Raw genomic sequence first — 21759 nt, forward strand, 5'->3', positions numbered from 1 at the left:
CCACCAGCCCCCCCCGCACGAGCGGCGCACAGGCGACCATCAACACAAGATGCACGGCCAGCAGCGCACTCCCGGCCACCACCATCACCACCCACGACATCATCGCGAATGGCCCCACATCCGGAGCAGCGCCGCCACGGCCAACCACAGCAGCACCAGCCCCATGGCATGGCGCGACACCCAGGCCACCCCAACCTCCATCAGCACCGATACCCGCCTCCCGCCATCCCGGCCCCAGCGGACCACCCGCCGAATACGCCGCGACACCGCACGCCGTCCCATCCCCCACGCCAGCACACCGGCAAACTGCGCCGGGCCGGCCTGCGCCACCGGCTCGCCGAACGGCATCCAGGGCGGCGATGGCGGCGCCCCCTCCATCCAGGCCGGCGCCGGGCGCGACGGCACCGTGTTCCCCAGACGCGACACTCCCAGCACCAGAGCGCCCGCCAGCGCCAGCAGCGCGACGATACCAGCCGGATACAGCACGCCGCCGCCCCCCGGCGCGGCAAGAGCCAGCCAGTCCGGCCGCGCACCGGACGGAATCGGACCCTTCAGGCCAGCAGCAGCCCAGCCAGCCCCCCGCGTCAGCCACAACCAGACCCCAGGCACCAGCACCACGCCCACAGCCCCACCCAGGCAGGCCGCCGGCACGGCCAGCCGCCCCGATGCGGGGTCGGTCGCACCGGCCGCACGCGGTGTGCGCGGCCGGCCCAGCACCAGACAGACCAACAGGCGCACCGCCGCCAGGATCAGCAATCCACAGACCAGCCCCACGCCGGCCAGTACCGCCAGCAGCGGCATCGCCCCCGCCAGCCCCTCGGCGCGCGGCAGCGCCAGCAGCGACTGCACCAGCAGCCACGCCACCGCAAACCCGCCGGAGGGCGGCAGCGCGCACACCCCGGCCAGCGCCAGAGCCAGCATGGCCGACGCCTTCGGCATCAGGGCCGCCAGCCCACCGACACGCGCCAGCCCCAGCGAGCCCGCCGCCTCGGCCATCTGCGCCAGGGTCAGGATGGCGGCCAGAACCGCCAGCCCCACCCCACCCACCAGCAGCATCAGGCCACGAAATGCCCCCAGCGCCAGCAACGGCAGGTCATCCGCGCGCCCGGTGACCACCAGCCCCACCAGCACCAGCGCCATGCCGCCCCATCCGTTCAACAGGCCGGCCACCACCCGCCCGGCATCGCGCGCCCCTCTGGCCCGCCAGCATCCCGTGAGCGCCAGCACCAGCCCCGCAACGACCACGCCACCGCCCCACATGGCGCCGACCGGCTCCACCGGCCAGTCGACCAGCATCCGCACCGCAAGGCAGAGTCCGACCATCAGCCCGGCCAGATGCGCCACCCCGGCGGGCGCCCCATGCCGCGCGCCGGACAATGGCCGCAACGACAGCCCCATCAACGCCGAAGCCGCCAGCAGAGCAGGAAGCGGCAGCACAATCAGCCGCCAGCCGCCCGAACCCGACAGCAGCGCGGTCGCCACCGCAACGCCCGCACTCCCCCAGGCCACCATGCCACGCGGCACGGCGCCCTCGGCGCGCAGCAGGGGCAACAGCCCCGCCGCGCCAATACAGAACAGGACAGGATTACCGGTACCGACCGTCAGCGCCGCCCCCGCCAGCACCGGCCCCCGCGCCCCCGAGGCCAGACCGGCCACCGACAGAATCATCACGAAGGGCAGCGAGAGCGCATCGACCCGCAACAGGGCCACCGGCCCCGCTGGAGAGCCCGCCATCAGGGCCGACCCAGGCGGCAGACAGGCCATCGCCAAAGCCAGCACGAGAGCCAGCCCCCACCCCGCCCGCGCCACCTGGGGCACCGCGAACCGGGGCATCAGGCCGTCCAGCAGCAGCACCGACAGCACAAGCATGAGAAACAGCGGCAGGATGGCCCCATCCCCGAATCACGGGTCCGATCGAGCCCGCATCAAACCACGCCGTTCAGATCATGGCGAGAGGGACCTTGCGGCGCGGCGGCGGGATCGACCGGTCGATCGCGTCCAGGTCATGCTGTGTCAGCACCAGTTCGGTCGCCGCGACATTCTCGCGCTGATGCTCCGGACTGCCCGCCTTGGGGATCGCCAGCATCCCAGGCTGCCGCAGCACCCAGGCCAGCGCCACCTGGGCGGGCGTGGCTGGCCCCAGACTGGTCTCGTGCTCCGCCGCGATCCGTTGCAACACCGGCTGGCGCAGCAGGTCGCCGCCCTGCCCCAGCGGAGAATATGCCATGGTCACGATGGCGCGCCGCCGGTCCGCCTCCAGCAGATCGAACTCCACCCCGCGATAATCCAGACTGTAGAGAATCTGGTTGGCGGCACAGGCCCCCGGCGCGGCAACCCGCGCCAGATCGTCCAGGTCCCCGATATCGAAATTCGACACGCCCCAGGCGCCGATCAGCCCTTCCCTCTTGAGCTGCTCGAAGGCCCCGACCGTTTCCTCCAGCTTCACGCCCCCTCGCCAGTGCAGCAGGTACAGATCGATCCGGTCGGTACCCAACCGCCGCAGCGATGCCCGGCAACACTCAGCCACTCCGGCACGCGAAGCGTTGGACGGCAGGATCTTCGTAACCAGGAAAACCTCGTCCCGCCGCCCGGCGATCGCCTCGCCCACCAGCCGTTCCGACCGCCCGGCGCCGTACATCTCGGCGGTATCGATCACCCGCAGCCCCTTATCCAGGCCCAGCCGCAGGCTGGCGATCTCCTGCGCGCGCCGCTCGGCACGATCACCCAGCGCCCAGGTGCCCATCCCCAGCGCCGGCAGGCACATGCCACCGGGAAACGTGACGGAAGTCATCATGCCGCGCGGTCCTCCTCGCAAGTTCCCCAGACAAGTTCCCCAGACAAACCTCCCGGAGACCGATGATCTTCGGGCATCGAGGGGAAGCACGTCCGGACCCGCCTTTCAGCGGCCTCCCCGGCTCCATCCCTTCGCCTGCTGCCGCCAGTAGACCAGCGTGTGCCCGGCCTCGCGAGCAATGGTCCACCGCTGGCGGGCCGCTTCCACGGCCTCCGGGTCGCCACCATCGAACAGATCGAACACCCGCTCGAACGCGGCGGCGTCGGGGCAGTTCACCCCATCGATCAGGAACAGGTAGGTCGCCCCGTTCGGCACGTCCTCCCCCGCCGTCAGCCAGATGGGCTGCAACGCCCCATGCCCCATCGCGGCGCTGCCATGCGGCAGCCAGAGCGGATCGGTGGAGCGCCACAGGGCCTCATCCATCGCCTTGACCCGCTGCGCGTCGCCACAGCGCAGCACGGCCCGCCGCCCGGCCTCCAGCGTCCGGCCCAGCAGGGCCGGCAGCGCCTGGTCCACACTGGTCCGCGTCAGGTGATAAAAGCCGATCTCCGCCATGGCGCGCCGCGATCCCGCCTCAGCCCCGCATCACCCTTCGTGATTTTCCCGCACGAAGCGGTCCAGCAGGCGCACGCCAAAGCCCGTCGCCCCCTTGGGCGTGCAATGCACGGTCTTCCTGGCCCAGGCGGTACCGGCAATGTCCAGATGCGCCCAGGGCACATGGTTGACGAAATGCTCCAGGAACTTGGCGGCGGTGATCGAACCGCCCGGCCGGCCGCCGACATTCTTGAAATCGGCGATATCCGAGCGCAGCGCCTCGTTGTAGGCATCCGACAGCGGCATGCGCCACAGAAGCTCGCCCGTTTCCTCGCCCGCCGCGACCAGCCGTCCGGCCAGCACGTCGTCATTGGCGAACAGGCCGGCATATTCATGCCCCAGCCCGACGACGATCGCCCCGGTCAGCGTCGCCAGATCGACCATCAGGCGCGGCTTGAAGCGGTCCTGCACGTACCACAGCACGTCGGCCAGTACCAGCCGCCCCTCGGCATCGGTATTGATCACCTCGACCGTCTGCCCCGAACAGGTCCGCACCACATCGCCCGGCCGCTGGGCATTGCCGGCCAGCATGTTCTCCACCAGCCCGACCGCGCCCACGACATTGACCCGCGCCTTGCGACCGGCCAGCGCCGCGATCAGCCCCACCACGGCCGCCGCCCCGGCCATGTCGGTCTTCATCTCCTCCATGCCACCGGCCGGCTTGATCGAAATCCCGCCGGAATCGAAGGTCACGCCCTTGCCGACGAAGGCCAGCGGCGCCGAATCGTCTCCGGCGCCGTTCCAGCGCATCAGCACCGTACGCGGCGGCGCATCGCTGGCCTGCGCGACGCCCAGCAGCGCGCCGAACCCCAGTTCCGCCATCGCGTCGCGATCCAGGATCTCGATTTCGACCCCCAGATCGCGCAACGCCTCGATCCGGGTCGCGAATTCAGGCGGACGCAGCACATTCGCGGGCTCGCTGACCAGATCGCGCGCCAGATAAACCCCCCGCGCCACGGCCAGCAGGTCCGCCGACGCCGCCTCCGCCAGTGCAACGTCGGGGGTGAGGATCGTCAGGTCCGTCAGGCGCCAGCGCGCATCCTCGGTCAGCCGCGTGTGGTAGCTGTCGAAGCGGAAGGCGGCCAGCGTCGCCCCCTGGGCGACATGGGCCACCAATTCGGGCGCGACACCATCGGCCGCGATCCGCGCGGTCGTAGCCAGCTTGCCCAGCGTCGTGACGGCGGCGGCCGCCGCGTTCTCCACGGCGCGGGCACCGATCTCGGCAATTTTGCCCAGCCCGACCAGAAGAACCCGGTCAAACCCGCCCCCCGGCGCCAGCAGCATGCAGGTCCGGCCGGCACCGAATACGAACGACGCCGCCGCGACCGCGCGCTCCAGCGCGCCACCAGTCGCCCGGTCGGCCGCGAGATAGGACGCCGGCCGTGGCCCATCCTCCGGCACCAGGATGGCCAGAACACCATCGACGGGAAGAGTGATGTCGGAAAAGCCGGTCTGCAACATGGCGCTGAATACTCCGCAACGATCGGTCGGACAGGGTGGCGCCCTGGCCCCGGAACAGGTGCCGCAGCATGCCGCATGCCGGCCCGTCTGTCCAAAGCACCCCCCGCGCGATGCCGCCGAAAGGCCGGGGACGCAAGAAAAGGCGCATGACGCGCGGCCGCGAGTAAGCTAATTCCATGGACCCATGAACCGTTCCTCCCTGCTTCATCCCGGCGACGATATGTTGCTGGATCTCGCGACCCGGCTGGCTGACGAGGCCGCCGAACTGATCCGCGTGATCCGCGCGCGCGGGTTCGAAACCGTAACCAAATCCGATTCGTCCCCGGTGACCGAAGCCGACCACGCGGCCGAGGCCCATATCCTGGCCGGCCTGCGCGCCCTGGTGCCGACCATCCCGGTGATCGCCGAGGAAGAGGCCGCCGCCGGCGTGCGCGTCGAGGCAGGCCACACGTTCTGGCTGGTCGACCCGCTGGACGGCACGCGCGAGTTCGCTGCCGGCCGGGACGATTTCACCGTCAATATCGGCCTGGTCCGCGACGGTCGCGCCGTGCTCGGCGCGGTCGCCCTGCCGGCCTACCACCAGCTTTACGCCGGCCACGTCGCCACCGGCGCCCGCCGCATCGACGCGCACGGCACGCACGCCATCCACGCGCGCGCCGTCCCCCCCGAAGGGCTGACGGTGCTGGCCTCGCGCCATTACGCCGACGACCCACGGCTGGCCTCGTTCCTGGGCGGCCGGCGGATCGCCCATCTGGGCAATATCGGCTCCGCCGCGAAATTCATCCGCGTGGCCGAAGGCGCGGCCGACCTGTATCCCCGCCTGGGCACCACGATGGAATGGGACACCGCCGCCCCGCAGGTGATCGTCGAGGCCGCCGGCGGCAGCGTCACCATGATGGATGGCGAACCGCTGCGCTACGGCAAGCCTGACTGGCGCAACCCGCACTTCGTCTGCGCCGGAAAGCGGGAGCCATCAGGCCCATGACACGTTATGATCGGCGGCAAAACGGGCGGGTAGACGGGAGATGACGGAACGTCTGGAAGCAAACGAAGCGGGCATCTCCCGCGCGGCGGAACTGCTGCGGGCAGGCGGCCTCGTGGCGTTCGGGACGGAGACCGTCTACGGGCTTGGCGCCGACGCGACCAGCGATACCGCCGTGGCCCGCATCTTCGCGGCGAAGGAACGCCCGCGCTTCAACCCCCTGATCAGCCATTTCCCCGATGCCGAAGCCGCCTTCACCGAGGCCGTGGCCGATGATCTCGCACGCCGCCTGGCCGACCGGTTCTGGCCCGGCCCGCTGACGCTGATCCTGCCGCGCCAGCCGGATGGCACGATCTCGGACCTGGCCGCCGCCGGCCTGCCGTCGGTGGCCGTCCGCGTACCGCGCGGCACGGTCACGGCCGCCCTGCTGCGCGCCACGGGGCGCCCGGTCGCGGCACCTTCGGCCAACCTGTCCGGCAAGGTCAGCCCGTCCGACGCCTATCACGTCCTGCGCGGCCTGACCGGCCGCATCGACGCGGTGCTGGATTCCGGGCCCTGCCAGGTCGGGGTGGAGAGCACGGTGCTGGACCTCACGGGCACCGCCCCGGTCCTGCTGCGCCCCGGCGGCGTCACGATCGAGGCCCTGGCCGAAATCTGCGGCCCGATCTCGCATCCCGACGACTACACCGACACGCTGCCGGTCTCTCCGGGCCGGATGGCCTCGCACTACGCCCCCTCCCTGCCCGTCCGTCTCGACGCGCAGGAGGTCGGCGCCGACGAGGCCCTCCTCGCCTTCGGGCCGGAACTGCCAGGGGCCGGGCTGGTCTGGAATCTCAGCCCCTCGGGCACGGTGGACGAAGCCGCGGCCCGCCTGTTCGCGGGCCTGCGCTTTCTGGACAGCGAGGGCGCGCGACGTGGCCTGACCCGCATCGCCGCGATGCCGATCCCCCGCGCCGGCCTGGGCCTGGCCATCCGCGACCGCCTGCGCCGCGCCGCCTCGCCGCGCCCCGCATGATGCGCTATCCGTCCACAACCGCTTGCCCCGAACCTCGTGATCCGCCGCCATGAGCGACAAACTCGATCCCAAGGAACTCAAGATCCTGGCGGACATCCTGGCACTGGTGCTGGAAGACCACCCAGGACAGTCCGCCAACGCCCTGGACGCCATCCGCAATCGCGCCCGCCGCAACGGCACGACCGGCGGAGCACTGAAGAACCTGTTCACCGCGCTCGCGCCCAACCCGCCCGCGCGCCCGCCGCCGCGCCCGCGCGCATCCCGCGCCGCCTCCGGGGCCGCCGCCGAGGAAATGCAGGCCGCGCGGACGCGGATTCTGCAACTGACCGAAAGCATCAACCGGCTCGACCTCGACCTGCGCAGCGCACGGGCGCGCAATGAGGAACTGCGATCGCAGCTCTACCTGACCCAGCAGGCGCGGGCCGAAACGCAGGCCGCCCTGTCCGTCATGCGGGCGCGCCCCGCGCAGCGCCGGCGCTCGGTCGTCGCGCTGGCCTTCGCCGTCGGCGCCCTCGTCGGCGCGATCGGCATGGGCATGGTCCGCGCGATGGACGTGCCCGCCGTCCCGTTCAGAACGACCGCCCTGAACTGACCGGCGGACCTGACCGGCGGACCTGATCCACAGATTCGGACGGCGCGCGTGCGAAAGATTGCCACGCCCGCCATTCTGTCCCAAGACAGGCCCCCACAAGACAGGCACCGCCGCCTCCCGCGCCGACCCGCCATCGACCACCGGAACCCCGTCATGACCGCTCCCCAGTCCTCCGCCCCCCCGACCGCCGATCTGCTGGCCCGTCTGGCGGCGCTGCTGGGGCCGTCCGGCATCCTGACGGACAGTTCCGACATCGCGCCCTACTGCACCGACTGGCGTTCGCTCTATCACGGGCGTGCGGCGGCCGTCCTGCGCCCGGCCGGCACGGCCGAACTGGCCCAGGCCGTCGCCCTCTGCGCCGAAGCCGGCGTCGCGATGGTGCCGCAGGGCGGCAATACCAGCATGGTCGGCGGCGCCACGCCCGACGAAAGCGGGCGGGACATCGTGGTGTGCCTGTCCCGGATGAACCGCGTACGGCGGATCGACCCGCTGGACCACACCATGGAAATCGAGGCCGGCGTCACGCTCAAGGCGGCGCAGGACGCGGCGCGCGACGCCGGCCTGATGCTGCCGCTCTCCATCTCGTCGGAGGGCTCGGCCCAGATCGGCGGCGTGCTGGCCACCAACGCGGGCGGCAACAACACCGTGCGCTACGGCAACGCGCGGGAACTGGTGCTGGGGCTGGAAGTCGTGCTGCCCGACGGCAGCGTCTTCAACGGCCTGCGCCGGCTGCGCAAGGACAATACCGGCTACGCGCTGCGCCAGCTCTTCGTGGGGTCGGAAGGCACGCTGGGCTTCATCACCTCGGCCATCCTGCAATTGCAGCCCCAGCCCCGCGCGGTCGAGGCGGCGCTCTGCGCGGTAGCCGACGCCAGCGCGGCCCTGGCCCTGTTCGCCGCCTTCCGCGACCAGGACCCGGCACTGATCCAGGCGTTCGAATATATGTCGGGCGCCGGCATGGAGCTGGTCACGCGGCTGGTGCCCGGCGCCAGCCTGCCGCTGGCCGAAGCCGCCCCGGCCTACGTGCTGGTGGAACTGGCAACCCCACGCCGCAATGCCGACCTCCGCGCGGCGCTGGAGGACGTCCTGGCCGGCATGTTCGAAGCCGGCACGGTCAGCGACGCCGTCATCGCCGAAAGCGAGGGGCAACGCCTGGCGCTGTGGAAACTGCGCGAGGAGCACGCCGAGGCCCAGCGCCGGGCGGGCGCCAGCGTCAAGAACGACGTCTCGGTTCCCGTCTCGCGCGTGCCGGAGCTGATCGACCGCGCCAGCGCCGCCTGCGCGGCGCTGATCCCGGGCATCCGCCCCGCGCCGTTCGGCCATATCGGCGACGGCAACATCCATTTCAATCTGGTGCAGCCCGAGGGCATGGACCCGGCGGACTTCCTGGCGCAGGATCACCGGATCATGGATACGGTCGCCGCCATCGTGCGCGAACTGGATGGCTCCTTCTCGGCCGAGCACGGGGTCGGGCGCCTGAAGCCCTACATGATGCCAGACTGGCGCGGGGGCGCCGAACTGGCCACCATGCGCCGGATCAAAGACGCGATCGACCCCCACGGACTGATGAACCCGGCAACGCTGTTTCCTCCCGCCGGCTAGGGCCGTCGCGGGCCGACGCACCGGCGCATTTCCGGTTCCTTAATTTTCCACCAGCATCGTCCCCCGCGCAGACGCAACCATCGGACGGAAGCCGCTTCAACCGGCCCCCACGTCCCGACGGCCGGGAACCGGCGGCCCGGATAGCCGTAACGGTCGCACCACACCGGGGACGCAGGGCTTTTCACCATATCCTCCGGGGAGCTACACAGACCTATGTCGTTCGCCCGATCCGCAACAAGACGTCCATCAAGGGCGCACCTGCCGATGCTCGACCGCTACGTCCTGCGGCAGCTCCTGATGGCACTGGCGGCGACGACGGGCGGCCTCGCGGCCCTCATCTGGCTCACCCAATCGCTGCGTTTCGTCTCCCTGGTCGTCGAACGCGGGCTGTCGCTGCGGGTCTTCGTCGGCTTGACCAGCCTGCTGGTCCCTTCGTTCGTCGCCATCATCCTGCCGATCACGACCTTCGTGGTGGTGCAGTTCGTCTATCAGCGCCTGGCGACCGACCGCGAACTGACGGTCATGCGCGCGGCCGGCCTGTCGCCCTTCCATGTGGCACGGGCCGGCCTGCTCTGCGCGGGCGCGTCGGTGATGCTCTGCCTGATCCTGAATGTATGGATCGTCCCGCAAGCCTTTCACGCGTTCAAGCAATATGAATTCCAGATCCGCAACCGCATCGCGGCCTTCATGCTCCAGGATGGCGTCTTCACCCCCCTGTCCAGCACCATGACCGTCTATGTCCGCTCCCGCGATCATGACGGCACGCTGCACGGCATCATGGTCGAGGACGACCGCCAGCCCGACAATCCTTCGACCATCCTGGCCGAGCGCGGCACGATGCTGATCGTCAACGACCAGCCCCGCGTGGTCCTGTTCGACGGGTCGCGGCAGGAAATCGATCGCCGGACCGGCCGGCTGAACGTCCTGACGTTCGCCCGCAACACCATCGACCTGACCGCCCCCCGAGGCGAACAGATCCGTTATCGCGACTCCAGCGAGATGTCGCTGCATGAATTGCTGCATCCCGACCCGCACGAGGTCTCCGCCCGCGATCGCGGCAAGTTCGCGGTCGAGGCATGGCGGCGGCTCACATCGCCCTTCACCGCGTTCTCGTTCGCGATGATCGGACTGGTCAGCGTGCTGCGCGGCACGTTCTCGCGGCACGGCAACATCCTGCGCCCGTTCACCGCGATCATGAGCGTGGTGTGCCTGCTGGCGCTCAGCCTGATGGTGCAGAACCTGGCCGGCCGCAATCCCGGCCTGGTCCCCCTGATGTGGGTCGAGGCGATCGTCCCCGGCACCCTGTGCGCGATCGTGCTGTTCCTGCCCGAGTGGCGCCTGCGGCAACGGGCGAGGGCCGCGTCGCGCATGGCTCCGGCCGCGCCGGGTCAGGCACCCCGGCCATGACCGTCTCGGTTACCCTCTCCTTCTACATCGCCCGTCAGTTCACGCTGGCGGTCATGGCGATGATCCTGTCGCTGACCGGCCTGGTCTCGCTGTTCGATTTCATCGACCTGCTGCGCCGGGTCGCGACGCGCCCGAACGTCCCCACGCGCCTGGTCAGCGAGATCGCGCTGCTGCACATTCCCTATTTCACGATCGAAATCCTGCCGTTCGGCGTACTGCTGGGCGGGATCGTCTGTTTCTGGCGCCTGACCCGGTCGTCCGAGCTGATCGTGGCACGGGCGGCCGGCATTTCGGCATGGCAGTTCCTGACCGGCCCGCTGGCCTGCGCCCTGCTGATCGGCGCCCTGGCCACCGGCGTGCTGTCGCCCCTCTCCTCGATCATGTACCGCCGGGCCGAGACCCTGGATCATGTCTACCTGCGCAGCGGCGGCCCGCTGAACCTCGCCGACGGCGCGCTATGGATCCGCCAGGCCGACCAGGGCCTGACCCCCCACGGGGTGGCGATCCTGCATGCCCGCAACGTGCATCTGCGGGACGGCGTCCTGCAGATCAGCGGCATCAGCCTGTTCCGGCTGGACGAGGCCGACCGCATGATCGTCCGCGTCGAGGCCCCCAGCGGGCACCTGGGCGACGGAGAATGGGTGCTGGACGACACGCATACCATCCGGCCCGACCGCCTGCCCGTCCAGGTGGGGCGGTTCACGCTGCCGACCGACCTGACGCTCACGCGCGTGCAGGAAAGCTTCGCCTCGCCCGACACGCTGTCGGTCTGGGCGCTGCCGGGCTTCATCACGCTTCTGGAGCGTTCGGGCTTTTCATCCATCCGGCACCGGCTGCATTTCCAGTCGCTGCTGACGCTGCCCATTCTGGCGGGCACCATGGCACTGGTCGCGGCCGGTTTTTCGATGCGTCCGACCCGACGCGGCGGGGTGGCGCGCATGGTCGGCGGCGGCGTGGCCGCCGGCTTCGCATTGTTCACACTGTCCAAAGTCGCGGCGCAATTCGGGGAATCCGGCGCCATGCCGCCGATTCTGGCCGCCTGGGCCCCGACCGGAGCGGGTCTCTGCCTTGCAGTTTCGCTGCTGCTTCATCTAGAAGACGGATGATGCCCTTTCTCATGCCTCGCTGCCTGTACCGCCCCATCGGGGGAACATCCGCGCAGGCACGCGGCACGCTGCTGGCTGCCAGCATGCTGGGCGGCACGGTTCTGGGCGCCGCGTTCCAGATCCACCATGCCCACGCCCAGATCCGTCCGGTGCATGTCAGCACAGGCACGTCGGTGTCCGAGAAAGACCCGGTGACCTTCCAGGCCGACACGGTGTCCTACGACAACGCGCAGGGGATCGTCACCTGGTCGGGCAATGTCCAGATCTGGCAGAACGACCACGTCCTGCGGGCCGATACGGTCACCTACGACCGCACGACAGGCATCGCGGCGGCGCGCGGCAACGTCGCGATCGTCGAGGCGGACGGCACGGTGCTGTTCAGCGACTATGCCGAACTCAGCAACGGCATGCGCGACGGCATCATGACGCGCCTGCACGCGCTGATGGCCGACAACGCCAAGCTCGCCGCCAACGGCATGCGCCGAACCGGCGCGCATATCAACGACATGACCCGCGCGGTCTATACCGCCTGCGAGATCTGCGCCAAACATCCCGCCCGCCCGCCGTTCTGGCAATTGCGGGCCTACGACGCGATCGACGATACCGAGCACAAGCGCATCGAGTTCCGCGATGCCTATCTCGACATGTTCGGGATACCGGTCATGTACCTGCCGGTCTTCTCCATGTCCGATCCGTCGGTCCGGCGGCAGAGCGGCTTCCTCACCCCCGGCATTACCCCGCACGACCGCTATCTGGGCGCCTACGTCACCATTCCCTATTACTGGGCGATCGACGGCCAGTCCGACCTGACGGTCCAGGGGCTGTTCTCCACCCGGACCGGGCCGCAGGTCAGCACCCAGTACCGCAACATCTTCAACTGGGGCACGCTGAACATCCTGGCCGGCCTGGCGTACGATACCCATCGCCAGGGCGCCTATATCAACACGTTCGGCAACACCGTCGGCTCGGCCAACGAACATGGGGTGCAGGGCTTCCTCTTCGCCCAGGGCAAGGCTTCGATCTCGCGGGAATGGCGAACGGGGATGAACATCAACGTCGCCACCTCCGCCAACTACATGCGCGACTACCGGGTGACCGGCTACGGGCAGGAAATGCTGTCGTCGAACGTCTTTCTCGAAGGGTTCGGCACCGGTTCCTATTCGCGCCTCGACGCCCAGGCTTATCAGGGCCTGAACCAGGGCGTCATCCGCAACACCGACCTGCCCTGGGTGCTGCCGCATTATGCGTTCAGCTATTTCGGCCAGCCCGACGCCTGGGGCGGCCGACTGTCGCTGGATACCGATGATTTCTACGTCTACCGCAATAACGGCGTCTCCGACCAGCGCGGGCAGATCTCGGCGAACTGGGACCGGCCGTTCCGCAACCGGCTGGGCCAGCTCTGGAAACTGACCCTGCACCTGGAATCGGCCATCCACCGTGCCACCAGCCTGAACGAGCAGCCGCTCTACGCCCTGACGACGGCCCGCCGCGCCGCGGTCACCGGCCAGGTCCTGCCGACCGTGGCCCTGAAGATGAACTGGCCGTTCCTGCGCTCCTTCCAGCATGGAAGCGGCACCCAGATCCTGGAGCCGATCGCCCAGATCATCGCAGCCCCCAACACGGGCAACAGCGTCACCCGCAACATGCCCAACGAAGACAGCCTGTCATACGAGTTCACCGACTCGACCCTGTTCGCGCTGAACCGCTATCCGGGCACCGACAGGCTGGATGGCGGCCTGCGCGGCAATTTCGGCGTCCATGCCAACTGGACCTGGGACGGGCATGAAATCGACACGCTGGTCGGCGAGAGCATCCAGGAGCATATCACCCGCAACCGCATCCCCTATTCGGGGCTGAGCCACCATCTCTCCGACGTGGTCGCGCGGGCGCGCATCGCCCCCAACCGCTATGTCGATTTCACCGGCCGCACCCGCGTCGACCCCTATGCCGGGCGCATCGATTTCGGCGACGCGCTGTTTTCCACCGGCGTCGAGCATTTCCGCGTCACGGGCGGCTATGTCTACGAGCCGGTGACGCCCTATTATTATTACGCCACCAACCTCCAGACCAGCGGCCCGCCCTCCGCCTATTATGTCCGCACCAACGAACTGACGCTCGGCGCCTCGACGAGCTGGAGCGGCTACAGCCTCTCGGGCTTCGTCCGGCGCAGCCTGTCCCGCAAGGAATTCGTCAGCATGGGCGGCAATGCGGGCTACCAGAATGACTGTTTTGCCTTCAACGTCATGTATATCAAGCAATATACCTCGATCGGCGGCGAACAGCGGAATTCGACCATCATGTTCACCCTGACCTTCAAGACCATCGGGGCCTTTGGTATCCATGGCTGACCCGACGACGCGCGAGAGACCGAACAGAATGCGACGCCGCCTTTCCCCGACCGGATTCCCATCGCCCCTCCTGGCCCGCATCGCCGCCGCCGGCCTGGCGGCCTGGACGGCGGGCATCGCCCTGCCCGCCGATGCCGCCAGGCCAACTGCCAAGCCGGCCGCCAGGCCGGACGCCGAGGCATCCGACGGCTCGATCCCGCAGGATTCGATCGTCGCGGTCATCAACGGCACGGTGCTGACGCGGCGTGACGTGGAGAATCGCGGCCGTCTGTTCGCGCTGTCGGCCGGCCTGAACCTGACCGACGACCTCATGAACCGGCTGCGTCCGCAGATCGTCCGGCAGCTGATCGACGAACGCCTGCGGCAGCAGGAGATGCTGTCGCGCCACATCAACGTGCCGCCGGAGCAGATCGCCGCCTCGATCGCCGATATCGAACGGCGCAACAACATGCCCCACAACGCCCTGCGCGACCGTCTGGCGGCGGACGGCATCTCGCTGACCACCATGATCGACCAGATCCGGGTGCAGTTGGGCTGGTCGCAGGTCCTGCGCGAGGAACTCGGCTCGCGCGGACGCACCACCGCCGCCGAGATCGCCCAGCGCGAGGAAGCCCTGCGCCACGAAGACGGCAAGACGCAGTATCTGATGAGCGAGATCTTCATCCCGGTCGATGACGCGCGCCATTCCGAGGATGAGCTGAAATTCGCGCAGACGATCATCCAGGAACTGCGCAACGGCGCGCCCTTCCCCATCGTCGCCGCCCAGTTCTCGCAGAGCCAGACGGCGCTGGAAGGCGGCATGATGGGCTGGGTGCAGGAAGACAGCCTGGACCCGCAGGTCGTCGCCGTCGCCCGCGCCATGCCCGAAGGCGCCATTTCCAACCCGATCCGCGTCGCCGGCGGCTATGTCATCGCCACGCTGAACGGCCGCCGCACCATCGGCCACCAGATGGGCACGCTGCTGACGCTGCGTCAGGCGTACCTGCCCTTCACCACGCCGCTCAATCCGCAGGCCCCCTCCGAGCAGCAGCGCGACATGCTGCAACAGGCCCAGCAACTCGCCGCCAACGCGCATAGCTGCGCGGACCTCGAAGCGGCGAACCATAAATACGGCGACAAGCGCCCCGCCAATCCCGGCGACCTGCAACTGGAGCGCATCAATCCGCAGATGCAGCAGATCCTGGCCAACCTGCCCCCCGGCAAGGCCAGCCACCCCCTGGTCTCGGGCGACGGCATCGCCGTGCTGATGGTCTGCGCGCGCCAGCAGAAGAATTTCGCCCAGCAGACCCCCAGCGAAATCGCGGACCAGTTGATGAACGAGCGGGTGGAACAGACATCGCGCCAGTTGAACCGCGACCTGCGCCGCCGCGCCGTCATCGACATCCGGTCGAAGGTGTGACCAACCCGAGCCATCCGACCATGGCCACGGCCATGGCCGATCCGGTCCAGGAGCCGCTGCGCGAGGTCATCGCCCGCCACGGGCTGGACGCCCGCAAGGCGCTGGGCCAGCACTTCCTGCTCGATCCCGGCATCACGGCGCGGATCGCCGCCCTGGCGGGCGACCTGACCGGCCGGCATGTCATCGAAGTCGGCCCCGGCCCCGGCGGCCTGACCCGCTCCCTGCTGGCCACCCCGGCCACCAGCGTCACGGCGGTGGAAATCGACCGCCGGGCGGTCGCGGTCATCGAGGAACTGGTCGCCCATTTCCCCGACAGATTGCGGCTGGTGGAAGCCGACGCGACCCGGCGCGACCTGACGGAGCTCTGCCCCGCACCGCGCCAGATCGTCGCCAACCTGCCCTATAATGTCGGCACCCCGCTGCTGGTCGGCTGGCTGCGCCAGGCCGCGTCGTGGGAACGGCTGACCCTGATGTTCCAGATGGAAGTCGGCGAGCGGATCTGCGCCGCTCCCGATACCGATCATTACGGGCGCCTCGCGGTGTTGGCCCAATGGACCTGCCAGGCCAGCCTGGTCATGCGAATCCCGCCCGGCGCCTTCTCTCCCCCACCCAAGGTCTATTCGGCCGTCGTCAGCCTGATCCCCCACGCGGCCCAGCCCGAACCTGCGCTGTTCCGGGCCATGGAGCAGGTCACGGCCGCCGCCTTCGGCCAGCGGCGCAAGATGCTGCGCGGATCGCTGCGCGCCATCGGCGGCGAAGCCCTGCTGGGCGAAGCCGGAATCGCCGGCGAACGCCGGGCGGAAACATTATCGATCGCCGAATTCGACCGGCTGGCACGCTGCCACGCCGCCCGGACCGCCTGACGGGCAGGGACGGCGCCGCCCCTACTCCGCCACCCGGTCCTTGCGGCCGCGAACCCGGCGACGCGGCGCGGCGGCGGGTTCAGCCGCGGCGGCTCCGGCCCGCTCGGCCTCGACCATATAATCCCGCGTCAGCGGCACCGCGTCGATCGAGCGGGTGATCTGCACCTGGAAATTCAGATGGCCCTGGACGCGGAACGACAGTTCCGCCCCCGCCAGATAGAATTCGAACATCCGGCAGAACCGCTCGTCATACAGGGCCGCCACCCGGTCCCGGTTGGCGGCGAAGCGCTGGCGCCAATGGGCGATGGTCCGTGCGTAATGCAGACGCAGGATCTCGCAATCCGTCACCCACAGCCCCGCCTTCTCGATCGCGGCGAAGGTCTCGCTCAGCGCCGGCGAATAGCCACCGGGGAAGATATAGCGGTCGATCCACGGATTGGTCGAACCCGGCCCGTCATTCCGCCCGATGGAATGCAGCAACATCACCCCGTCGGGCGCCAGGATCGCGCGCACCTTCTCGAAGAACCGCCGATAATGGCCAACCCCCACATGCTCGAACATGCCGACCGACACGATCCGGTCGAAGCGTCGCGTCACATCGCGGTAATCCACAAGTTCGAACCGCACCCGGTCCGCAAGCCCTTCCTCCACCGCCCGACGGCGGGAGACGGCAAGCTGCTCTTCCGACAGGGTGATGCCCGTAACCCGCGCGCCATAGTCCCGCGCCAGCGTCAGCGCCATGCCGCCCCAGCCGCTGCCGATATCCAGCACCTCCAGATCCGGGCGGTTCAGACGCAGCTTGGCCGCGATATGCCGCTTCTTGGCCCTCTGGGCTTCTTCCAGCGTCTCGTCCCCACGCGCGAAATAGGCACAGGAATATTGCCGGTCGCTGTCCAGGAACAGGTCGTACAGCGCCCCGTTCAGATCGTAATGATGGGCGACGTTCCGCCGCGACCGCGTCGCCGGGTTGAACTGGGTCCAGGTCCGCTTGCCATAGCGGATCACCGCCGCCACGGCCTCGCCGATATGGCCGGCGCGCATGCTGTTGGTCATCAGCAGGTCCAGCAGGTCGTACAGCGTGCAGCCCACCGGCTCGACCAGCCCGTCCATATAGGCTTCACCGAAGGCCAGGCCCGGATTGGCGATCAGCCGCCGCTCCACCGAGGGCGCGAGCACACGCATCGCCGCGACCGGCCCCGGCGTGCCGACATAGGTACGTCGCGTCCCGTCCGAAAAGACGACATCCAGCCGCCCCTGGGTGATGAAGCTGCGAAAGATCCTGTCGATCACCGGCGTCATCGTTCGGCTCCCTCCTATTTTGAGGGCAGCATGAAGTCTGTAGCGCCATCCGTAAAGAACGAGCAGCGGTGCTTTCGATGGTTTTTCAACGACAAAAGGCCCGGAAGAGTAAACTCTTCCGGGCCTTTCGCAGCTTCGGCGGCCTGCGCCGCGAGTCGGATCAGGCTTCGGCCGAAGCCTCTTCCGTTTCCTCGACCAGTGCTTCCTCGACGAAGCCGGCAGGCTCTTCTTCAGCGCCGATGGCCTCGCCGCGTGCCTGACGCTCGGCTTCCTCTTCCGACCGCGCCACGTTGACCGTGACGGGGATCGACACTTCCGGATGCAGCGCCACGCGCACGGTGTACAGGCCCAACTGCTTGATCGGGTGCTCAAGGACAACCTGGGTGCGCGAAACCGTCAGCCCGGCCGCCGTGGTGGCCTCGGCCACGTCACGGGTCGTGACCGAGCCATACAGGCTGCCGCTGTCGCCGGCCTGACGGATCAGGACAACGGACAGGCCATGCATGCGCTCGGACAGGCGCTCGGCCTCTTCACGGCGCTTCAGGTTCAGCGCCTCAAGCTGCACGCGCTCGCGCTCGAAACGCTCGCGGTTCATGCCGTTGGCGCGGATCGCCTTGCCCTGCGGCAGAAGGAAGTTACGGGCATAACCCGGCTTCACCTTCACGATGTCGCCCATCTGCCCCAGGTTTTCGACGCGCTGGAGCAGGATCAGTTCTACTGCGGACATGATCTGCCTCCCTCAACCGACGATGTAAGGCAGCAGGGCCAGGAAGCGGGCCCGCTTGATCGCCTGGGCCAGCTCGCGCTGCTTCTTCGCCGAAACGGCGGTGATGCGGCTCGGCACGATCTTGCCGCGCTCGGACAGGAAGCGGCTGAGCAGACGCACGTCCTTGTAGTCGATCTTCGGCGCGTTGGGTCCGGAGAACGGGCAGGATTTGCGGCGGCGATAGAACGGCCGACGGGCGCCCACGGCCGTGCGACGGGCGGCGGGATTGATTTCGGTGGTGTCGGACATGGATTCTTACTCCGCTTCGCCGTCGATATCGCGCGGCTCGTCATTGCGGGCGCGGAATTCCTCGCGGTCGTCATAGCTGCGACGGGGGCCGCCACGGCCGCTCTCGAACCGGCCGGCCGGCTTCGGACCACGGAAACCGCGCTCGCGCTCGTCGCCCTTGCGGGACAGGATCACGGACGGCGCCTCGTCGATCTCTTCGACGCGCAGGGTCAGGACGCGCATCACGTCCTCGTTCAGGCTCAGCTGGCGCTCGATCTCCTTGATCGTCTCCGGCTTCGCATCCAGACCCAGGAGCATGTAGTGCCCCTTGCGGTTCTTCTTCATGCGATAGGCCAGGCTGCGCAGGCCCCAATATTCGCGCTTCTTGACGGCACCGCCATCAGTCTCCAGCAGGGCCGCGATTCCGTCGGCGACGGCTTCGACCTGCTGCTGCGACACGTCATTCCGTGCAATGAACACGGTCTCATATAACGGCATGGGAACTCCCTTCGGATAAGGTCAACCCGGCCGCCTCGGACACGGTCCGCACGGCGCCCCTCCCGGGGGGCATGGGTATAGCCGGGGCGATGCCGCGCCCGAGCAGGGAAGGAGCGGTGTGAAGCACAAACCCCGCCCGATCACAAGGAAAAACTAATCGCGCAGCCAGGCCGGCACGCTCATCCCCAGCCGGTCGGGAATGTCCCACACCTCGCGCACCATGCGCACCTTGCGGAATCCGGCCTGGAGATACGTCTCCATCGCCCTGGGATGGTCGGCCGTGCAGGTATTGACCCGCACGCTCTGGGGCCGCGAGGCCCAGGCCGCGTCAAGCGCGGCCCGCAGGAAGGTCCGCCCGATTCCCTGCCCGATCTGCCCCGGCATCAGCCCGAAATAGGCCAGATTGACCTCACCGGGCACCTGCCGATCCAGTTCAAAGAAACCGCAGACCTCGTCACCCCGCCACAGGACATGCACCGCGACGCGCGGATCGCGCAGCAGGGCGACCAGTTGCCCCTCGGGCATGACCCGGCGCATCCACCAGCAATAATCCTGCCCCACACCGTCATAGAGACGCCGATAGAAGGCAGCCTCCGGCGCCGGCTGCCGCACGATCCGGTACGCCGCCGGCAGCACGGGCGCGGCACCCGAAGGCGGCGCGTCCATGCACAGAAACGTCACGTCGACGACGATCCGGGTCGTCGGCCCGGACCCGATCATCGCATTCACGACACCCGGCCTCAGTTATCGTCGAGGAACGAGCGCAGCTTGCGGCTGCGGCTGGGGTGCTTGAGCTTGCGCAGCGCCTTGGCCTCGATCTGGCGGATACGCTCGCGCGTCACGTTGAACTGCTGGCCGACCTCTTCCAGCGTGTGGTCGGTGTTCATGCCGATGCCGAAGCGCATGCGCAGCACGCGCTCCTCGCGTGGCGTCAGCGAGGACAGCACCCGCGTCGTGGCTTCGCGCAGGTTGGTCTGGATCGCGGCATCCAGCGGAATCACCGCCGTCTTGTCCTCGATGAAGTCGCCCAGATGGCTGTCTTCCTCGTCGCCGATCGGCGTCTCCAGCGAGATCGGCTCCTTGGCGATCTTCAGGACCTTGCGCACCTTCTCCAGCGGCATGCCCAGCTTCTCGGCCAGTTCCTCGGGCGCCGGCTCGCGCCCGATCTCATGCAGCATCTGGCGCGAGGTCCGGACCAGCTTGTTGATCGTCTCGATCATATGTACCGGAATACGGATGGTCCGCGCCTGATCGGCGATCGAGCGCGTGATCGCCTGCCGGATCCACCAGGTGGCATAGGTCGAGAATTTGTAGCCGCGACGGTACTCGAACTTATCCACCGCCTTCATCAGGCCGATATTGCCCTCCTGGATCAGGTCCAGGAACTGGAGGCCGCGATTGGTGTATTTCTTGGCGATCGAGATCACCAGCCGCAGGTTCGCCTCGATCATCTCCTTCTTCGCGCGGGCCGAATCCCGCTCACCGCGCGAAATGGTGGCATAGACGCGGCGGAACTCGCCCACCGGCAGGCCGGTTTCCTGCGACAGGGCCGCCACCTGGCCGCGCAGTTCCAGCACGGTGGCGGTATGTTTGGCGACGAAGTTCTTCCAGCTCTTGGCCGGCAGGGCGGACACCATGTCCATCCAGCCGGGGTCCAGTTCGCTGCCGCGATATTTGATCAGGAAGTCCTCGCGCGAGACCTTGGTGCTCTCGGCCAGACGCAGCATACGCCCTTCCAGCCCGTTCAGCCGCTGGAAGATCTCCTTCATGTGCTGCACCAGATACTCGATCCGGGTGTTGTGCAGATGCACCTGCTGCACCTTGCCGACCAGTTCCTCGCGCAGCTTCTCGTACGATTTCTCGGACTTGTCCGACATCTCGGCGCCCGAGGTCAGGGTCTCCAGCCGCTTGGACTGCAATTTCTGCAGCCGCGAATAAAGCTCCTCGATCTCCTCGAACTGCGCCAGGATCTCCGGCTTCAGCTTCTCTTCCAGCGCCGAGAGCGACAGGCCGGCGCTGTCGCCTTCCTCGCCTTCCTCATTCTCGGCCGGGGCCTCGAAACCGCCGTCTTCCTGCGGCGGCTCGACACCTTCCTCCTCGGCGCCGCCCGACTGCATGGCCTCCAGGTCCACGATGTCGCGCAGCAGCATTTCGCCGGCCTTCAGCCGCTCATGCCACGAGATGATGGCGCTGAAGGTCAGCGGGCTTTCGCACAGCCCGCCGATCATCTCGTCGCGGCCGGCCTCGATCCGCTTGGCGATGGCGATCTCGCCCTCGCGCGACAGCAGTTCGACCGACCCCATCTCGCGCAGATACATCCGCACCGGGTCGTCGGTGCGGCCCAGGCTCTCGGTATCGACGTTGCCGCTGGCCGATTCTTCCTCGGTTTCGGCTTCCTCGGTCTTTTCCTCGCGGTTCGCCTCGGTGTCGTCGTTATCCTCGTTCTCGACGACCTGGATGCCCATCTCCGACAGCACCGCCATCACGTCCTCGATCTGCTCCGAGGACATCTGGTCCTGCGGCAGGACGGCGTTCAGTTCGTCGAAGGTGATGTACCCCCGCTCCTTGCCGCGGGCGATCAGCCTCTTGACAGCTCCGGATTGCGTATCCAGCAGAGTGGTGTCGTTATCCTGGTCGCCAGAAGTCGCTTCCGAACCCGCGGCTGTCTTTGTAGCCATCGCCTGCCCTATCCCTAAGCGCTAACCCGCCGCCACGCTTTCCCCGCGCCACGGCATCGCCGGCCCTGCCTCACATCCGGTCTCCCTCACGGGTGTGGGAGACAAACCTCCGGATACGAAACGGCCA

The 21759-nt window shown here is 68.4% G+C and carries 19 protein-coding genes; 9 read left to right on the forward strand and 10 right to left on the reverse strand.

What is annotated here, in order from left to right; genetic code table 11:
* Positions 1-99: 99 nt before the first annotated feature.
* The 4 genes from ABF821_RS06295 to ABF821_RS06310 form a co-directional block, all read right to left on the reverse strand.
* A complete protein-coding gene (locus tag ABF821_RS06295) occupies positions 100-1869 on the reverse strand; it encodes a hypothetical protein (protein ID WP_415529422.1) in 1770 nt (589 codons plus the stop codon).
* Positions 1870-1939: 70 nt separating this feature from the next.
* Complete coding sequence (locus ABF821_RS06300; protein WP_415529423.1) at positions 1940-2794, reverse strand: aldo/keto reductase; 855 nt, start codon at positions 2792-2794, stop codon at positions 1940-1942.
* 105 nt (positions 2795-2899) lie between these two features.
* A complete protein-coding gene (locus tag ABF821_RS06305) occupies positions 2900-3349 on the reverse strand; it encodes a DNA polymerase III subunit chi (RefSeq protein ID WP_182972197.1) in 450 nt (149 codons plus the stop codon).
* 30 nt (positions 3350-3379) lie between these two features.
* Positions 3380-4849 carry a leucyl aminopeptidase gene (locus ABF821_RS06310; protein ID WP_415529424.1) on the reverse strand — a complete coding sequence of 490 codons (1470 nt, stop codon included), beginning with the start codon at positions 4847-4849 and terminating at the stop codon, positions 3380-3382.
* A gap of 184 nt (positions 4850-5033) precedes the next feature.
* Here ABF821_RS06310 and cysQ point away from each other — a divergent pair, with 184 nt between their 5' ends.
* From cysQ to rsmA, 9 genes are all read left to right on the forward strand, one after another.
* Entirely contained in the window at positions 5034-5834 is an 801-nt protein-coding gene (gene cysQ / locus ABF821_RS06315; protein ID WP_415529425.1) for a 3'(2'),5'-bisphosphate nucleotidase CysQ, read from the forward strand.
* Between the two features lie 40 nt (positions 5835-5874).
* Positions 5875-6846, forward strand: a complete 972-nt coding sequence (locus ABF821_RS06320) for an L-threonylcarbamoyladenylate synthase (RefSeq protein WP_183008909.1) — start codon at positions 5875-5877, stop codon at positions 6844-6846.
* Positions 6847-6895: 49 nt separating this feature from the next.
* Positions 6896-7438, forward strand: a complete 543-nt coding sequence (locus ABF821_RS06325; protein ID WP_182972201.1) for a hypothetical protein — start codon at positions 6896-6898, stop codon at positions 7436-7438.
* A gap of 153 nt (positions 7439-7591) precedes the next feature.
* The gene (locus ABF821_RS06330; protein WP_415529426.1) at positions 7592-9040 is read left to right on the forward strand and encodes an FAD-binding oxidoreductase; all 1449 of its coding nucleotides are present in this window, start codon (positions 7592-7594) and stop codon (positions 9038-9040) included.
* Between the two features lie 264 nt (positions 9041-9304).
* A complete protein-coding gene (lptF, locus tag ABF821_RS06335) occupies positions 9305-10447 on the forward strand; it encodes an LPS export ABC transporter permease LptF (RefSeq protein ID WP_415529427.1) in 1143 nt (380 codons plus the stop codon).
* Positions 10444-11553 carry an LPS export ABC transporter permease LptG gene (gene lptG, locus ABF821_RS06340; protein ID WP_182972204.1) on the forward strand — a complete coding sequence of 370 codons (1110 nt, stop codon included), beginning with the start codon at positions 10444-10446 and terminating at the stop codon, positions 11551-11553. Before lptF ends, lptG begins: the two co-directional genes overlap by 4 nt.
* An 11-nt stretch (positions 11554-11564) precedes the next feature.
* Positions 11565-13901, forward strand: a complete 2337-nt coding sequence (locus ABF821_RS06345; protein ID WP_415529428.1) for an LPS-assembly protein LptD — start codon at positions 11565-11567, stop codon at positions 13899-13901.
* 28 nt (positions 13902-13929) lie between these two features.
* A complete protein-coding gene (locus tag ABF821_RS06350) occupies positions 13930-15300 on the forward strand; it encodes a peptidylprolyl isomerase (RefSeq protein ID WP_415529429.1) in 1371 nt (456 codons plus the stop codon).
* A gap of 32 nt (positions 15301-15332) precedes the next feature.
* Positions 15333-16163 (forward strand): 16S rRNA (adenine(1518)-N(6)/adenine(1519)-N(6))-dimethyltransferase RsmA, encoded by an 831-nt coding sequence (gene rsmA / locus ABF821_RS06355; protein WP_415529445.1) that lies wholly within the window; start codon positions 15333-15335, stop codon positions 16161-16163.
* Between the two features lie 21 nt (positions 16164-16184).
* On the opposite strand, the gene ABF821_RS06360 is transcribed toward rsmA, so the two are convergent.
* From ABF821_RS06360 to rpoD, 6 genes are all read right to left on the reverse strand, one after another.
* The gene (locus ABF821_RS06360) at positions 16185-17462 is read right to left on the reverse strand and encodes a class I SAM-dependent methyltransferase (RefSeq protein WP_415529430.1); all 1278 of its coding nucleotides are present in this window, start codon (positions 17460-17462) and stop codon (positions 16185-16187) included.
* A gap of 160 nt (positions 17463-17622) precedes the next feature.
* Positions 17623-18189 carry a 50S ribosomal protein L9 gene (gene rplI, locus ABF821_RS06365; RefSeq protein WP_182972208.1) on the reverse strand — a complete coding sequence of 189 codons (567 nt, stop codon included), beginning with the start codon at positions 18187-18189 and terminating at the stop codon, positions 17623-17625.
* A 12-nt stretch (positions 18190-18201) separates the two neighbouring features.
* Positions 18202-18477 carry a 30S ribosomal protein S18 gene (gene rpsR, locus ABF821_RS06370; RefSeq protein ID WP_114726487.1) on the reverse strand — a complete coding sequence of 92 codons (276 nt, stop codon included), beginning with the start codon at positions 18475-18477 and terminating at the stop codon, positions 18202-18204.
* A 6-nt stretch (positions 18478-18483) separates the two neighbouring features.
* A complete protein-coding gene (gene rpsF / locus ABF821_RS06375; RefSeq protein ID WP_182972209.1) occupies positions 18484-18954 on the reverse strand; it encodes a 30S ribosomal protein S6 in 471 nt (156 codons plus the stop codon).
* Positions 18955-19107: 153 nt separating this feature from the next.
* Positions 19108-19674: a GNAT family N-acetyltransferase gene (locus ABF821_RS06380; RefSeq protein ID WP_415529446.1), complete on the reverse strand. Its 567-nt coding sequence runs from the start codon at positions 19672-19674 to the stop codon at positions 19108-19110.
* Positions 19675-19694: 20 nt separating this feature from the next.
* A complete protein-coding gene (gene rpoD, locus ABF821_RS06385) occupies positions 19695-21632 on the reverse strand; it encodes an RNA polymerase sigma factor RpoD (RefSeq protein ID WP_183008902.1) in 1938 nt (645 codons plus the stop codon).
* Positions 21633-21759 lie beyond the last annotated feature (127 nt).

The sequence above is a fragment of the Gluconacetobacter sp. genome, from assembly GCF_047721585.1.
GTDB classification, from domain to species: domain Bacteria; phylum Pseudomonadota; class Alphaproteobacteria; order Acetobacterales; family Acetobacteraceae; genus Gluconacetobacter; species Gluconacetobacter dulcium.

Bases quoted from the DNA above. Each gene is read 5' to 3' on its own strand.
- ABF821_RS06295 (WP_415529422.1), bottom strand. From the start codon at position 1,869: ATGCTTGTGCTGTCGGTGCTGCTGCTGGACGGCCTGATGCCCCGGTTC.
- ABF821_RS06300 (WP_415529423.1), bottom strand. From the start codon at position 2,794: ATGATGACTTCCGTCACGTTTCCCGGTGGCATGTGCCTGCCGGCGCTG.
- ABF821_RS06305 (WP_182972197.1), bottom strand. From the start codon at position 3,349: ATGGCGGAGATCGGCTTTTATCACCTGACGCGGACCAGTGTGGACCAG.
- ABF821_RS06310 (WP_415529424.1), bottom strand. From the start codon at position 4,849: ATGTTGCAGACCGGCTTTTCCGACATCACTCTTCCCGTCGATGGTGTT.
- cysQ (WP_415529425.1), top strand. From the start codon at position 5,034: ATGAACCGTTCCTCCCTGCTTCATCCCGGCGACGATATGTTGCTGGAT.
- ABF821_RS06320 (WP_183008909.1), top strand. From the start codon at position 5,875: ATGACGGAACGTCTGGAAGCAAACGAAGCGGGCATCTCCCGCGCGGCG.
- ABF821_RS06325 (WP_182972201.1), top strand. From the start codon at position 6,896: ATGAGCGACAAACTCGATCCCAAGGAACTCAAGATCCTGGCGGACATC.
- ABF821_RS06330 (WP_415529426.1), top strand. From the start codon at position 7,592: ATGACCGCTCCCCAGTCCTCCGCCCCCCCGACCGCCGATCTGCTGGCC.
- lptF (WP_415529427.1), top strand. From the start codon at position 9,305: ATGCTCGACCGCTACGTCCTGCGGCAGCTCCTGATGGCACTGGCGGCG.
- lptG (WP_182972204.1), top strand. From the start codon at position 10,444: ATGACCGTCTCGGTTACCCTCTCCTTCTACATCGCCCGTCAGTTCACG.
- ABF821_RS06345 (WP_415529428.1), top strand. From the start codon at position 11,565: ATGCCTCGCTGCCTGTACCGCCCCATCGGGGGAACATCCGCGCAGGCA.
- ABF821_RS06350 (WP_415529429.1), top strand. From the start codon at position 13,930: ATGCGACGCCGCCTTTCCCCGACCGGATTCCCATCGCCCCTCCTGGCC.
- rsmA (WP_415529445.1), top strand. From the start codon at position 15,333: ATGGCCGATCCGGTCCAGGAGCCGCTGCGCGAGGTCATCGCCCGCCAC.
- ABF821_RS06360 (WP_415529430.1), bottom strand. From the start codon at position 17,462: ATGACGCCGGTGATCGACAGGATCTTTCGCAGCTTCATCACCCAGGGG.
- rplI (WP_182972208.1), bottom strand. From the start codon at position 18,189: ATGTCCGCAGTAGAACTGATCCTGCTCCAGCGCGTCGAAAACCTGGGG.
- rpsR (WP_114726487.1), bottom strand. From the start codon at position 18,477: ATGTCCGACACCACCGAAATCAATCCCGCCGCCCGTCGCACGGCCGTG.
- rpsF (WP_182972209.1), bottom strand. From the start codon at position 18,954: ATGCCGTTATATGAGACCGTGTTCATTGCACGGAATGACGTGTCGCAG.
- ABF821_RS06380 (WP_415529446.1), bottom strand. From the start codon at position 19,674: ATGATCGGGTCCGGGCCGACGACCCGGATCGTCGTCGACGTGACGTTT.
- rpoD (WP_183008902.1), bottom strand. From the start codon at position 21,632: ATGGCTACAAAGACAGCCGCGGGTTCGGAAGCGACTTCTGGCGACCAG.